The organism is Duganella sp. BJB476 (assembly GCF_003416895.1).
GTDB lineage: Bacteria > Pseudomonadota > Gammaproteobacteria > Burkholderiales > Burkholderiaceae_D > Rugamonas.
In genome coordinates this window covers 27,514-43,353 of sequence record NZ_QVIO01000009.1, presented here as the reverse complement: position 1 = coordinate 43,353, position 15,840 = coordinate 27,514, and the positions used below count along the sequence as shown (strand labels likewise).

General features: G+C 67.9%; 6 protein-coding genes. All 6 read right to left on the bottom strand.

Annotated features, from left to right (window positions below; all coding sequences use genetic code 11):
• Window positions 1–6 precede the first annotated feature (6 nt).
• Window positions 7–1,569 (bottom strand): response regulator, encoded by a 1,563-nt coding sequence (locus tag D0T21_RS27550; RefSeq protein ID WP_116993178.1) that lies wholly within the window; start codon window positions 1,567–1,569, stop codon window positions 7–9.
• Entirely contained in the window at window positions 1,553–4,726 is a 3,174-nt protein-coding gene (locus tag D0T21_RS27545) for an ATP-binding protein (RefSeq protein WP_158568059.1), read from the bottom strand. Before D0T21_RS27545 ends, D0T21_RS27550 begins: the two co-directional genes overlap by 17 nt.
• Before the next feature lie 236 nt (window positions 4,727–4,962).
• The gene (locus D0T21_RS27540) at window positions 4,963–5,595 is read right to left on the bottom strand and encodes a response regulator transcription factor (RefSeq protein ID WP_116993176.1); all 633 of its coding nucleotides are present in this window, start codon (window positions 5,593–5,595) and stop codon (window positions 4,963–4,965) included.
• A gap of 180 nt (window positions 5,596–5,775) precedes the next feature.
• A complete protein-coding gene (locus tag D0T21_RS27535) occupies window positions 5,776–8,721 on the bottom strand; it encodes a diguanylate cyclase (protein ID WP_158568058.1) in 2,946 nt (981 codons plus the stop codon).
• Between the two features lie 98 nt (window positions 8,722–8,819).
• The gene (locus D0T21_RS27530) at window positions 8,820–14,165 is read right to left on the bottom strand and encodes a two-component regulator propeller domain-containing protein (RefSeq protein ID WP_116993174.1); all 5,346 of its coding nucleotides are present in this window, start codon (window positions 14,163–14,165) and stop codon (window positions 8,820–8,822) included.
• Window positions 14,165–15,730, bottom strand: coding sequence for a response regulator (locus tag D0T21_RS27525; RefSeq protein WP_116993173.1), 1,566 nt, complete (start codon window positions 15,728–15,730; stop codon window positions 14,165–14,167). The genes D0T21_RS27530 and D0T21_RS27525 overlap by 1 nt, the downstream gene beginning before the upstream one ends.
• Window positions 15,731–15,840 lie beyond the last annotated feature (110 nt).

Sequence of the window (15,840 nt, the reverse complement as noted above, 5' to 3'; positions counted from 1 at the left end):
ATCTTGTTATGGCGTCAGCGGCAGGGTCACGGAGATGCGGGTGCCGCCGCCCGGCCGGCGGCCGACCACGACTTCGCCGTTCAGGCTCAGCACCCGCTCGCGGATGCCGAGCAGGCCGAACGACTGTGGCCGGGGCCGCGCCGGGTCGAAGCCGCCGCCGTTGTCGTCAATCAGCAACGCACAGCGGCCGGCGACGCCGCTCAGACTGACGGCGGCCTCGCTGGCGTCGGCATGGCGCGCCACATTGGTCAGCGATTCCTGGACGATGCGAAACACCGCGATCGCCTGTTGCTCGGTCAACCGCTTCTCCTCCAGCGTCAACGTCAGGCTGCAATCGATCCCGCTGTGCTGGCGCAGCTCGTCGACCAGCCATTCCAGCGCCGAGCCGATGCCCAGGTCCAGCACCGACGGGCGCAGCGTGGTGGCGACGTTGCGCACCACACCGATGGTGCGGTCGACCAGCGCCGTCATGCTATGCACCTGCTCGTTCAAGCCGGGCACGTCGGCGCCGAAGCGCACCCGCAGCAGCGCGGCCTGCATGCGCAGGGCCGTCAGCGACTGGCCCAGCTCGTCGTGCAGCTCGCGGGCGATGTGCTTGCGCTCGTCCTCGCGGGCGCTTTCCCGGTGCGCGCCCAGCTCGCGCAATTGGGCGTGGGATGCGGCCAGGTCGCGTTCGGCCTGCTTATGGGCGGTGACATCGCGGCCGATCGCCAGCACGCCGGTGATGGCGCCGTCGGCGCCGCGTTCGGCGGCCATGCGGATCGCCACGTCCGCCGGCAGTCCGCCGTTCGGGAAGCGCAGGCCGACCTCGGCCGGTTTGCCGCTGTCGATCACCGATTGCAGGATGGCCTCGAACTGCGACAGCGGCAGGTCGGCGCCCCAGTCCTGCGGCAGCATCCGCCCCAGCGCCTGGCCAGGCTCCAGCCGCAGCGCCCGTTCATAGGCGGGATTGACATAGACGCGGTGCAGCGCCAGGTCGTAGCGCACCACGGCATCGGGCAGGTTTTCGCCGAGGGTGCGGAACTTGGTCTCGCTGGCGCGTAATTCGGCGGTGCGGACCGCCACCTGCCGCTCCAGATTGTCCCGGTAATGCTGCAACCCCCGTTCGGCCTCGCGGCGCTCGTGGTTCTCGCTCGCCAGCAGGGCGTTCTGACTGGTCAGCGTGGCCTGCATCGCGGCCAGGCGCAGGTGGGTGGTCACCCGCGCCAGAATTTCCTCGGCCTGCAGCGGCTTGGTGACATAGTCGACTGCGCCGGCCCGGAAGCCGGTCACCTTGTCGGCCGTGTCGTCGAGCGCCGTCATGAAGATCACCGGCACGGCGGCGATAGGCGCGGCGCTGGCCTTCAGGCGCCGGCACACCTCGAAGCCGTCGATGCCGGGCAACATGACGTCGAGCAGGATCAAATCGGGCGGCGCGAACGCCACCCGCCGCAAGGCCTCGTCCCCGCTTTGCGCCACCGACAGCCGCAGGCCGTGCTGCTCCAGCATGTCCACCGCCACCGCCAGGTTGGCCGGCGTGTCGTCGACGATCAGGATGGTGCGATCGTGCAGGTCAGGCGGCATGATCATGGTTGACTCCGGCTTGCAGGCCCAAATGGCGCTCCACCAGTTGCAGCAGGGCTTGTGATTGATAACGTTTGGCCAGCTGTCGCAACTGGCGGGCGAATGGCCGGTAGCGGCGGTCCAGCTGGATCAGATAGTCGGCGCGCTCGATGATCTTGCGCATATTGCCCAGCTGGGCCAGGTGGTGCAGGATCGCCATTTCCGGCGCCGGCGGCACCACCACCGGCGCGCCGCAGTCCTCTTCCGGCGCGCAATGCGCCGGCGTCTGGCGCTGCCACTCCAGTCCCAGCAGTCGACCCAGCGTATTGAGCAGCAGATCGAGGTGGATCGGCTTGGGCAAGCTGTCGTCGAATCCGGCGTCCAGGTGCTGTTGGCGGTCCTCGCCGCCGACGCCGGCCGAGACCGCGACGACCGGCAAACCGTCCAGGCCGCCGTCGTCGCGCAGCCGGCGCATCGCCTCCAGTCCGTCCATGCCGGGCATGGCGACATCCATCAGGATCAGGTCCGGCCGCTGCCGCGCCACCAGGTCCAGTACCGCCTGGCCGTGCGCGGCCTGCTCCACCGTAAAGCCCAGCGGCGTCAGCATGTCGGTCAGCAGGCGGCGGTTTTCCGGCTGGTCGTCGGCCACCAGCAGGCGTCGGCGCCGGCCCTGGTAGCCGACGATCAGCTGGGGCACGGACGCCTCCGGCGGCGCCGCTTCGAGCACCGGCAGCGTCAGCTCGAACCAGAAGCGGCAGCCCCGCCCGAGCTGGCTCTCGACGGCGATCTCGCCGCCCAGCAAGCGCACGAACTGGCGGCTGATCGCCAGGCCCAGGCCGGTGCCACCCTGGCGCCGGTGGGTTTCGCCGGCCTGTTCGAACGGCAGGAAGATGCGCTCCAGCTGGCCGGCTTCGATGCCGACGCCGGTATCGGACACCTCGAAGCGCAGGCGGCCGCCGTCCAGCACCCAGACCCGCAGGCTGACGCCGCCCTGGTCGGTGAACTTGACCGCATTGGCCAGCAGGTTGAGCAGCGCCTGGCGCAGGCGCCGCTCGTCGGCCAGCACCATCGCCGGCACGCCGGCGCCGATTTCGCAGTGAAACGCCAGCTCCTTTTGTTCGGCGCGCACCCGCACCATGTCGGCCAGGCCCAGCAGGCATTGGCGCAGCGGCACCGCGCTCTGCTGCAGTTCCAGTTTGTTGGCCTCGATTTTGGCCGAATCGAGCAGGTCGTTAATCAGGGTCAGCAAATGATCGCCGCTGTCGTGGATCACCGCCACGCCGGCACGTTGCTGCTCGCTGAGGCCGGTATCGCGCCGCAGCAGCTGTGCATAGCCGAGGATGCCGTTGAGCGGCGTGCGCAGCTCGTGGCTCATTTGCGCCAGGAATTCGTGACGCAGGCTGGCCAGGCGCTGCGCCTCCTCCAGCGCCGCCTCGCGCGCCGCCTCGGCCTGCTTGCGCTCGCTGATGTCGCGGGCGAAGCCCACCGTGCCCAGCACGCTGCCGTCTTCGTCGAGCACCGGCGCCTTGAAGGTCTCGACCCAGATGACGCCGGCCGCCGTCGCCTGCTGCGTCTCCACCGTGCGCGCCCGGCGCGAGGCCATCACCTCCTGGTCTTCCTGGCGGAAATGCGCGGCCAGGGCAGGCATGATGTCGTCGTCGGCCAGGCCGACCATCGCGTCGACCTCGCGCGACCAGGTGGTCGCGGCGGCGCGGTTCACCGCCAGGTAGCGGCTGTCGGTGTCCTTGAACCAGACCCACCACGGCAGCGTGTCGATCAACACCCGCAGGTAACGGGTTTGCTGGCGCAGCGCGGCGGTGCGCAGCTGCACCGTGACTTCCAGCTCGGCGTTCAGCCGGCCCACCAGGCGGTGCGAACGGCGCAGCCGGGCCATGAAGACGGCTATGCAGACCAGCAATACAAGACTGCCGCCCAGCACCGTCCACAGCCAGCGCTGCTGCAAGGCGCGCCGCTCCAGCTCAGCTTGTTGACTGGCGTTGCTGCGGGTCAGGCTGTCGATATGGCGCTGTTTGCTTTCCAATTCGTAGCGCTTGGTCAGCTCGATGACCCGCGCACTGGTCTTGTCGCGGGTCGTCTTGGCCGCCAGCTCGGCCGCCTCCAGCGAATAGGCGTAGGCGCCCTTGTAGTTGCCGCGTTGCGCCGCCAGCGCCGCCAGCTGGCGCGCGCTGCCGCCCACATATAATTCCACACCGATTTCCTTGGCCAGCCGATACGAATACTCGACATCGCTCCAGGCCGCGTTCCGGTTGCCCAATATGCCATGCTCGGCGCCGCGCGCCGTCAGCGTCCACCATAGGGCGATGCGGTTCGGATAGTGCCGGTAGATGTCGGCCACTTCGTCGAACAGACGCAATGCTTCGGCATGCCGCCCCTGCTGGGATAGATTGCTGGCCAGGCCGTACAGGCTGTTGCTGAGGTAAAACGGGCTGCCCACTTCGCGATACAGCTTCGTGGCCTGTCGTATCAGGGCTTCGCCGCCGCGTAGGTCGCCGCCGGCGGCGATCACGGTGCCCTGGCCGGCAATGGCTACTCCACGCAATAATTTGGAGCCATCGTCCCTTGCGGCATCGGCCATGGCCACATAGTGCTGCAAGGCCTCGGTGACGTTGTCGCTCTGGGCAAAGGAGAGCGCCATGCAGCGGTGGCCAAACGCCAGGGCGCGCGCCGCGCCGCTGACGCGGGCGATCTCCATCGCCCGCACGCAGATCGATACCGAATCGTCAAGCTTGCCGAGCCGGTTGTAGGTCATGGCGGCCAACAGCATCGCTTCGGTCAGCAAGTCCGGCCGCGCCACGCCGTCGAGGACACTGACCGCATGGGTCGTGACCGTCAGCAAACGATCCATGCGCCCCTGGTTCACGGAGTTCAGCGACAGCATCAGGTCGGCCTCGGCCTGGCCGACGCGGTCGCCCTGCTGGTGCGCCTGTTCGAGCGCCCGCTCGGCCAGTTGGCCCGCCGTTTCGGTGTGCGCCAGCAGCAATTCGGTGCGGGCCAGCAGGTTCAGCGCCCGGGTGCGGTCGACGCCGGTGGCGTCGGCCGGCGCCGCTTGCAGGCGCTGCGCCTGTTCATTGGCCGCCGGCGCATCCTGCTCGGCCAGTGCGGACACCCGCCCCAGCTCGTCGCGCCATTGGGATAGCGATGGCCCGGCGGCCGCTGACGTCAACCAACAGCAACACACCGCCACTAAACAAATGCACTTGCGCATCCCTGTCGCCGCCCCCGGCACTCGCCCGTCTACCATGCCCGCTCCGCATTTACCCACGACGGCGCCCGATCCCCACGGACACGTCGGCACCCCCACGCAAGCCAGTATGTCGTACTGCCGACTTGTTTCCTATCAGACATTCTTGATGTGGCTGTCGGCCCAGCCCGGTGTTGTCGTAGGAAAATCCCTATGCTTCATTTGCCCAAGGCGTGGTCTATGCCATAACGCAACATGTCGGCATTACTCTGGAAGCCCATCTTCTGCATCAGCCGCGCCTTGTGGGTGCTGACGGTCTTGTTGCTGATCGCTAATTCATCGGCAATCTGGTTCACGCTTTTGCCACAGACAAAGAGGCGGAAGATGCTCAGTTCGCGGTTGGACAACTGCTCATGGGCGTGTTCGTGCTGCCCGCCCTCGCTATCGAAGACCATTTGTTCGGCCAGACCGGGGTCGATATAGCGGCCGCCCGAGGCCACCTTGCGTACCGCCATCAGCAGGGTTTCCGGATCGCTGTCCTTGGTCATATAGCCGTTGGCGCCGGCCTTCAGCGCGCGGCGCGCCACCAGCACCTCATTATGCATGCTCAACACCAGGATCGGCAGGTCAGGGGCGTGGGCCCGGATGCGCGCGATCAGCTCGATGCCGCTGATGCCCGGCATGGACAAGTCCAGCAAGACCATGTCGCACGACGTGGAGCGCAGGTTCTCGATCACCTGCCCACCGTTGGTCGCTTGGGCGACCACCATCACGTCTCCCGCCAAGCCAAATAATTGCAACAGGCCGCCACGGACAATCGCGTGGTCATCGGCAATCAAAATTCGAATCATGAGAGGGGACTGCTTTCCAGAAAAAACCAAATGAACAGTGGCTGTCATGCTAGCAGACAACTGGCCCTGATCGTATCCCTGTTCCATTATGACAACAGACAGCCACGCCTGAGCTTAGTATAGGCCATGCCGCCGCAGGTACGCCAGCATCGTCCCACGCCGGCCCGGCGTTGTCCTGTTTTAGTCGTTTTTCTGGAGCGCCAACGCCGCCGCCTCCGCCGCATATTCGATGCGATTGCGGCCCAGCGCCTTGGCGCGGTACAACGCTTCGTCGGCCAGTCCTATCCATTGTTCCGCGCTCAGCCGCAATCCGGGCTGGCCCACCACGACGCCGGCGCTGCAGGTGACCGGCAGCGGGCCGACGCCATCGACGCTGACCGGCTCGGCGCCGATGGCGCGATGCAGTTGTTCCAGGCGCGGACCGCCGCCGCCCATGTCCAGCCCCGGCATCAGCAGCATGAATTCTTCGCCGCCGTAGCGGCCCACGGTATCGCTGGCGCGCAACAGCGCCTGGGCCCGCCGCACGACCTCCCTCAGCACTTCATCGCCCGCCAGATGGCCGTAGGTGTCATTGACGCGCTTGAAGTAGTCCAGATCCAGCAGCACCAGCAGGAACGGCGGCGCGCCGGGCGCGGTCATCAGCGCCAGCCGTTCCATCAGCGCGGTCCGGTTCCATGCCTGGGTCAAGCCGTCCTTGAGCGCACGCAGCCGGTGCTCCTCGCGCGACGCCTCCAGCGCGGCGGTGCGTTCAGCCACGCGCTGTTCCAGCAGGGCCTGTTGCCGCAGCACGCGCGCCACCCGGTAGCGGTGCAACAGACCCACCAGGCCGAGCGTCAGCAAGGTTCCGGCGGCATAGGCCCAGCGGGTCTGCCACCAGGGCGGGTGGATGGTCAAGGGCAGCTCCAGCGTGGCCGAACTGGCCTGCAAGGCGGTATCGTCGGCGACGATCTGCAAGCGGTACTGGCCGGGCGCCAGCGCCGCGTAGCGTAACTCACCATTGTTGCTGGTTGACCACGCGTCCTCCTGGCCAAGCAGCCGATAACGGAAGCTGAGGGCTTCGTGATTCCGGTACAGCGGCGCCGCCACCTGCACCTCCACCGCCGCGCCATTCCACGGCGCCGAGGCGCCCGTCAGCGCGGCGCCGCCGTAGCGCATCGAGACCAGGTGCAGCGGGATCGTGTACGGCGCAAACAGCGCTTCCGGCCGCAGCAGGTGGGAAACGCCGTTGCTGGTGCCGACCCAGATCGAGCCGTCGCGGTCCTCGTAAAGCGCATTTTGGTTGGTGTCGTTCCATATCATGCCGCTCTGTTGGTTGAACAGCCTCCAGCGACTGCCATTCCATACCATCAGACCGGTATCGGTGCTCAGCCACAGCCAGTGGCGCCGGTCCAACAACACCGACTGTATCAGGCGCCCCTCGAGCAACTCGTGCTTGAAGGGGTGCAGCTGCAATTGTTGTTGCGATGCATCGGCTCGCCAGAGGCGCGTGCCATGGCTTTCACCCAGCCACAGCGTCTCGCCGTCGCAGGCGACATGGTCGAACACATGGTCGCCGGAGGCCGGCACCGGGCGTGACCAGCGGCCGCCTTCCAGCCGCAGCAGTCCATAGGGACTGGCAAACCACAGGCGGCCGCGGGCATCGCGGCAGGCGCTGGGGAAGCCGGCGTTAACGCCCAGCAGCGCCACGGCCGGTTCGACCCGCTGCGGCGCGGATGCATGCCGCGGATCGGCGATCAGATAGATGCCGCGATCGGTGCTGATCCATAGCTGCCCGGCATCGTCAAACAACAGCCGGTATATGATCTTGTCCTGCAGCCGCGCCACCACCCGGCTCTGGCCGCTGCGCCGGTCCCGGCGGATCAGCATGCCATTGAAGCTGCCAGCCCACAGGTCGCCTTGGCTGTCTTCCGCCAGCGCTCCCCATGGCTGGGCATTGGCGTGCTCGGCCGTATCGGCAATGAAGCGCCCGTCGCGCCGCTGCGCCAAACCATGCCCGGTGCCGGCGTGCAGCACGCCGTCCCGGGTGCGCAACAGCGACCAGACATCGTCGTCCGGCACGCCTTGCGCCTTGGCCCAGTTCTCCCAGTGCCGATAGCCTTGCCACTGCACCAGGCCGCGTCCGGAAAAGCCCAGCCACAAGTCGCCGTCGTGGTCGAACAGCAGCGCATGGACGCCGTTGCCGAAATACACCCCGTGCTCGCCACCGTAATGTTCCCAGCCGCCGGCGCCGGCGCGGAATAGCCCATTGTCGCTGGCGCTGATCAGGTGGCCATCAATGTTCTGCGCCAGCGCCACCGGCAAGCCATTTTCAAGTTCGCCGTAATGGCCGGGCGTGCGGTCGCTGAATCGCTGCTCTCGCGGCGCCAGCGTCATCAGCCGGTCGGAAGCGCCCACCCACAAGGCACCGGCAAGGTCGCGCAGCAGCGCGTGCCAGCGGCGCTCCGGCAAGCCGTCGGCGCCACCCAGCATGACGAGCGCGCCGTCGCGGTAGCGGCACAGCTTGGTTTGACAGCCGAGCCAGAGGGTGCCGTCCGGCTCGCGCAGGATGCCAGCCAGATCGGTCAGTTCCGGCTGGGCGGTGGTTTGGGCCGGCGTGAACACCGGCACGCCGTGCCAGCCGCCCTTGCCGTCGGCCTGCACCTGCTGCAGTCGGCCATTGCTCTGTACCAGCAAATGATTGGCGTCGACCGAGGCGAAATGCTGGCCAGCCTTGACCTCCAGCGCCTTGCCGTCGATGCGACGCACCGGCGTCAGCCGCTGGCCGTCGAGCAGCAGCAGGCCGTGGTCGGTGCCGACCCAGAGCCGCCCGGCGGGGTCCACGTGCAGCGCCGTCACGCTGGTGACGCTGGAGTCCTGCAATCGCCCGTAGCGGTGGAAGCGGCTGCCGTCAAAACGGTACAGGCCGTTTTCGGTGCCCGCCCACAAATAGCCGGCGCGATCCTGCGCCAGCGCCGTGACGGTCAGGTTGGCCAGTCCGTCGAGCTGGCCAAAGTTGCGCAAGGGCAGTTGCTGGCCGCGCGCCGCGCCGCCCAGCAGTGCCAGCAGACAGACGGCCAGCAGCATCGCTACGCAACGCCAGGGCGCGCTGCCTGGGCTCAATCGATCAATATGGCGGGGTTGGTACATGGTGCCTTCTAAACCTGCGATATGTCGCGGCCAGTCATCATGCCTCTCGGACTTTATTTTTTCCATCGGGCAATCTTGATTGTTGCGTAAGGAAATCCTTACAGCGGCAATTCATGCTTGTGTACGAGCCACCGCAACGCCGCGTGCGCACCGTCGAAATCCACGTCATCCAGGCTGCGCTGGATGGCCTCGGCGTCCCACACCCCGAAACTGGCCTGGAACTCCAGTGCGCAAGAGGCAAACAGCCGGATCGCCTCGCTGTCGCGCTCGCGGGTCAGCGCAAGCAACCTTCCGAGCTCGTCCAGCCAGGCGGCAGGCCGGCGGACGGCGCCGCCGGCGGTCGCCGCTTCCCGCGGCAAGCTGCGGTCCAGCACAGCGCACAGCTCCGCCAGCGCGGCGCCCAAGGCGTCGAGCGCGGGCCTCATCGCGCCAGCCGCCAGTTCCTGTCTTCCCGCGCGCTCCAGCTGCTCCGCCAACTGGGCGATCCGCGCCGCGCCGATGCCCTGCGCCAGCCCGCGCAGCGAATGCGCATGACGCACCGCGGCGCCGTAGTCCCGCCGCCCGACCGCCACGCCTATCCTTTCCGCGCAATCATGTTCGTCGCGGCGGAACAGGCGCAGCACCTTGAGCAGCAGCGCGTCATTGCCGTCGACGCCCAGGCGCGCATGCGCCAGATCCAGCCCGGGCACGCTGCCGGGCAGCACCGGCGCCGCCGACTCGCTGCCCGGCTCGCGCCATCCGGCGTGCATGGCAGCGGGCAGATACTGTTGCAGCATGCGGTGCAGCTCGGCGGGGATCACCGGTTTGCTCAGGTGATCGTCGAAGCCTTCCTCCTTGCAGCGCTGCCATTGATCCGGCATGACGTTGGCGCTCAGGGCGATGATGGGCAGCTTGTCGAAGCGGGCATCCTGGCGCAGCAGCAACGTCGCCGCATGGCCGTCAAGCTCCGGCATGTGCAAGTCCATGAAGACCAGCTGGTAGCGCCGTTCAGCGTCCGCCGCCAGCAGCCGTTCGACGGCGGCGCGGCCGTTGTTGGCCAGCTCGACCCGTATGCCGCACGCCTCCAGCAGTCCGACGGCGATCTCCCGATTGACTTCGTTGTCCTCGGCCAGCAGTATCCGCGCGCCGTCGAAGCGTGGCACATATGCCCGCTGGCCGGGGGTGCCGCGGCGGTGTTCGGCAATAAACAGCTGCAGCAGGGCATCTGACATGCCGGCCCGGGTCACCGGCTTGAGCAGCCATACGCTGGCGTCGTCCGCGTGCGCCGCGCCCGGCGGCGGCGCGTCGCCGGCGTTGCTCAACAGTGCAACCTTGGGCGGCGGCGCCAGCCCGGCGACCGCTTGCCACATCAGGTCCGCGCCACTGCCGTCCGGTAACCGGGCGTCGGCCAGCACCAGGTCGAAACACGGCTCGGCATGCAGCAAGCGGGACAGCGCTTCGACCGGGTTATCCACCACCACGGCGTCGATCTGCAGGCTGGCCAGCACCGCCAGCAGCGCGGCACGCGCGCTGGCGTTGTCGTCCACCACCAGCACCCGCAAACCGCGCAGCGGCGCCGGCAACGGCGACACCGGCAGGAGCGCGTCGGCGGCGCCATCGAGCCAGAGGGCGACGATGAAGCGGCTGCCGATGCCGGGCTGGCTATCGACGCTGATCGTCCCGCCCATCAGATCGATCAGTTTCTGGCAAATGCTCAGGCCCAGGCCGGTGCCGCCGAACTTGCGCCTGACGCTGCCGTCGGCCTGGGTAAACGCCTGGAACAGCCGGCCTATCTGGTCCGCCGCCATGCCGATGCCGGTATCGCGCACGCAGAATTCCAGGCGCGCCCGCCCGACTTGCTGCTCAAGCAGAACCACCTCCAGCGCGACCTCGCCGCGCTCGGTGAACTTGAGTGCGTTGTTGAGCAGATTGATCAGGACCTGTCCCAGCCGCAGCGCGTCGCCGCGCAGGCGGCGCGGCACGCCGGCCGGCACCACGAAGTTGCACTCCAACCCCTTGCCGCCGACGCCGCCGCCGCTGACCGCCGCCACATGCACCAGCAGGTCGTCGAGATCGAAGTCGGCCGCCTCGATATCGAGCTTGCCCGCTTCGATCTTGGAGAAATCCAGGATGTCGCTGATGATGCCCAGCAGCGAATTGCCGGCGTTGTGGATTTTCTGGATGTAGTCGCGCTGCTTGGGCTGCAGATCCGTGTCCAGCGCCAGATACGACAGGCCGATCACCGCGTTCATCGGCGTGCGGATCTCGTGGCTCATGTTCGCCAGGAACATCGACTTGGCCTGGGTCGCCTCCTCCGCCTTGGCGCGGGCCGACTGGGCTTGCTGGAACAGCAGCGCGTTGTGCAGCGCGGCGCCGATCTGGGCGGCGATGGTCTCCAGCAGGCGCTGGTCGCTGGCCTTGTAGGCGCCGCTCACGCCGGTGCTCTGCACCGACACGGCGCCCTGGGCCACGCCGTTGGCGATGATGGGCACGCACAGGCAGGACAGCACGCCGGGCCCCGGTGGCCGGCCGGCCAGTTCGGCGGCGCGCGGTATTTGCTCGCCCTGGATCAGCGCACTGCGCCCGGTATCGATGACCCTGCTGCTCAGGCCTTCGCCGTAACGCAGCGGGGCGATGGCGCCGCCATCGGCATAGGGAAAGTGGATCATGCCGCTGTCGCGCTCAAGCAAGGCAATATAGGTGATGTCGGCGCTGAACATGCCGCGCAGCTGATTGCCGACCACGGCGATCAGGTTATCGAGGTCCAGCTTACCGGCGAGCATCTGCGCCACGGCGTTGACCGTCGCCAGCTCGGCATTGCGCTCGCTGGCCTCCCGGTGTTGCCGCTCGGCCTCGCCACGCTGGTACTCGGCCAGCGCCTTCTGCTGCAAGGCCTCGTCCGTCCGCGTGGCCACCTCGCGCTCCAGCGCCCGCCGCTGCGCCGCCAGTTGCCAGGTGCGCAGCCGATAGGCGGAATACAGCAGGCCGGCGGCCAGCAGCGTCATGACCAGGCGGAACCACCATGTCTGATACCACCACGGCGAGACCACGACCGGGATCTGCAGCGCATTGTCGCTCCAGGCGCCTTGCCGGTTCGATCCGCGTACGACCAGGCGATATTGGCCGGGCGGCAGGTTGGTATAGGACGCCACCCGGTGGGCGGCGTCGACCAAGGTCCAGCTGTGGTCGTAGCCCTCCAGGCGATACGCATAGCGGTTCAGTTCGGGCGCGGTGAAATCGAGTGCGGCAAAACCGACGGCGAAGCTGTTGGCCTCCGCCGCCACCAGCAACGTGGCTGGCCTGGCGCCGTTGTGGCGGCCCGGCGCCACCGGCCTTCCGCCCAGCAGCACTTCGGTGGCCACGACCGGCGGCTTCAGACTCCAGGGGCGGTAGCGGTCCGGCTGCACCACGGTGATGCCGCCCGAGCCGCCGAACACCAGGTCGCCGTCGGCGGTGGCGAGGCCGGAACCGGCCCAGTAGGCCGAGTACTGCACGCCTTCGGCCCGGCCCAGCACCCCGATGGCAAACGTCGCGGGATCGATGACGGCGATGCCGTTGTCGGTGCTGCTCCAGACGCGGCCCTGGCGGTCCTCCAGCAGCGTGTTGACGTTGGTGTCGGGCAGGCCTTGGGCGGTGCCGAGGCGATGGAACCGCCGCCGGGCGCCGCCATGGCCGGCTTCCATGACCTCGATGCCGCTGCCGTTGCCCACCCACAGCCGGCCCCGGTGGTCGGTGTACAGCGCGGCGATGTAGGGATGCGACAACGACGACGGGTCGGCGGGATCGCCGTCAATCCGCTCGACGACGTCGCCGCTGGCGATGTCCACCCGATTCAAGCCGTTGGTGGTGCCGACCCACAGGGAACCGGACGGCCCGGCGCGCATGGTTGTGACGTCCAGGCCGGTTAAGCCCAGGACATGCCGAATCTGTTCCAGTCCCGTGCGGGGATCGATGCGCGCCTGGTACAAGCCATCGGTGCTGGTCCCTATCCACAGGATGTCCGCCGTCCTGGCCAGGGCGCGAATGTATAGCTTGGTGTCCAGCCATGGCGCCGCGACGCGGGCCGCGCGCTCGCCGCGCTGGCCGGAGCGATACAGGCCGGTGGGCGTCGCCAGCCAGACCATGCCGTCATCGTCGGCGAGCAGGGCGGTGATAGTGGTGTTCGGCATCAGGCGCTCGCCCGGCGCCGTGGCGGGCAGCCATTTCGTCACGTCGCCCCGCCCGGGATCGATCAGGTCCGCGCCGTTGCGCGCGTAGCCAGTCCACAGGCGACGGTCGGACGCCTCGACGATGGTCATGGGATCGGCGTTGGACAGGCCAGGCTGGCCATCGCGCCGCCGGCCCAGCGACATGGCGGCTTGGACCGGCTGGTATTGGAGCAGGCCGGTGCCGGTCGCCAGCCACAGGGAGCCGGCGCGGTCGCGGAACAAAGCGCCGCTGACCAGGCCATCCGGCGCCTGGGTGCCATGGACGATGCGCCGCAGCTGGCCGGTGGCCTGGTTGTAGCCCACCACGCCACCGTTGTAAGAACTGATCCATATCTCGCCGCCGTCCGTCTCCGCGATGCCGCCGATATTCTCATTTTTCATCAATGAAACCGCCTCGGCACTGACGTCGAACGGCCGGGCCTGGCCGCTGCGGGGATCGAGGACAAAGAGACCATTGCCCATCGTTCCTATCCACAACTTACCGTCGCTGGCCATGAACAGGGAGAGCACGCAGGGCGCGCCGGTTCGGCGCATGGGCAGCGGTACGCTGACAAATCCCGCCGCCGGCGCATCGCGCCGCACCAGCCCGTTGAGCGTTCCCACCCACAAAGTGCCGTGGGGGTCCTGGTACAAGGACTTGATGACGTTGGCCGGCAGGCTATGGGCGTCGCCGTCGACATGACGAAAATGGGTGGTCTGCGCGCGCGCGGGAGCGGCCGCGTCGGCCAAATGATAGAGGCCGGTATCGCTCCCTACCCAGAGGCCGCCGGCGGCATCGTCCGCTATTGCGGCGACGGCGCCGCCGGGCAGGCCGGCGTTCTTGTTGTTATACGTGACGAAGCCGTCGTATTCCGGCTCGTAGCGCGCCAGTCCGCCGCTTGCCGTTCCCACCCACAAGCGTCCGTGAGGATCGACGTGGAGGGTGAGCACATAGTTGTCCGGCAGCGAACGCGGGTCGTCGGGGATGGAAAGATAGTTGCGAAAGCGATAGCCGTCCCAGCGTGACAGCCCGCCCTGGGTTCCCACCCACAGAAAACCGTCCCGGTCCTGCTTGATGTCCGTGACCGAGATGTTGGACAGGCCGTTTTGCATGCCCATGCTCTGAAACTGCGGCAGGACCAGTTGCGACCAGCGCTCGTGCTGCGCCGCGCCGACCGTGCAGCTCATCAGCGCGCCCAGGGCGAAGACGGCCGCGGCGAGAAAACCGCGGGCCGCGCTGCGCCATACGCATGGGGGAAGCTGGATGCCTTTGCCCATCACTGCGCCAACGGCAGGATGACGGCGATGCGGGTGCCGCCGCCGGAGCGGCGGCCGATGGTGACCTCGCCATTCAGGCTCAGCACCCGCTCGCGGATGCCGAGCAGGCCGAACGATCGCGGCCGCAGCCGCGCCGGGTCGAAGCCGCCGCCGTTGTCGTCGATCTGCAATAGACAGTGGTCGGCGAAACAGCACAGCGTGACGGCGGCTTCGCTGGCGTCGGCATGGCGCGCCACATTGGTCAACGATTCCTGGACGATGCGAAACACCGCAATGGCTTGCGGCTCGTTCAGGCATCCCTCGTCCAGCGTCAGCGTCAGGCTGCAATCGATCCCGCTGTGCTGGCGCAGCTCGTCGACCAGCCATTCCAGCGCCGAGCCGATGCCCAGGTCCAGCACCGACGGGCGCAGCGTGGTGGCGACGTTGCGCACCACGCCGATGGTGCGGTCGACCAGCGCCGTCATATTGTGCACTTGCTCGTTCAAATCCGGCACGTCGGCGCCGAAACGCACCCGCAGCAGCGCGGCCTGCATGCGCAGGGCCGTCAGCGACTGGCCCAGCTCGTCGTGCAGCTCGCGGGCGATGTGCTTGCGCTCGTCCTCGCGGGCGCTTTCCCGGTGCGCGCCCAGCTCGCGCAATTGCGCATGGGATGCGGCCAGGTCGCGCTCGGCCTGCTTATGGGCGGTGACATCGCGGCTGATCGCCAGCACGCCGGTGATGTCGCCGTCGGCGCCGCGTTCGGCAGCCATGCGGACCGCGACTTCCAGCGGCGCGCCGCCGTCGGCCTGGACGCGCAGATCGATGGCGGCCGGCTCGCCGCTGTCGATCACCGATTGCAGGACGGCCTGGTACTGCGGCAGCGACAGGTCGGCGCGCCAGTCCTGCGGCAGCATCCGGCCCAGCGCCTCGGCGGAGCCCTGCCACAGCAACTGTTCATACGCCGGATTGACATAGGTGCGATGCAGCGCGCAATCATAGCGGACGATGGGATCGGGCAGGTTTTCACTGAGAGTGCGGAACTTGATTTCGCTTTCGCGCAATTCGACGGTGCGGGCCGCCACCTGCCGCTCCAGATTGTCCCGGTAATGCTGCAGTACGCGCTCGGCCTCGCGGCGCTCGCGGTTCTCGTTCGCCAGCAAAGTGTTCTGGTTGGCCAGCCTGGCCTGCATCGCGGCCAGGCGCAGGTGGGTGGTCACCCGCGCCAGTAGCTCCTCGGCCTGCAGCGGCTTGGTGACATAGTCGACCGCGCCGGCCCGGAAGCCGGCCACCTTGTCGGCCGTGCTGTTGAGCGCCGTCATGAAGATCACCGGCACGGCGGCGATAGTCGCGGCGCCGGCCTTCAGGCGCCGGCACACCTCGAAACCGTCGATGCCGGGCAGCACCACGTCGAGCAAGATCAAATCGGGCGGCGCGAACGCCACCCGCCGCAAGGCCTCGTCCCCGCTCTGCGCCACCGACAGCCGCAAGCCCTGCTGCTTCAGCACCCCCACCGCCAACGCCAGGTTGGCCTGGTTGTCATCGACGATCAGGATGGTACGATCGCGTAGGTCAGGCGACATGGTCATGCTTCACTCCAATGTGCGGTGCGGGTGGATCAGAGAAACGGCGCGCTCGCGGAGACGGATGCGGCGCACATGCTCGAACAGGGCCAGGCGATCCCGTTTGCGGGCGGGCG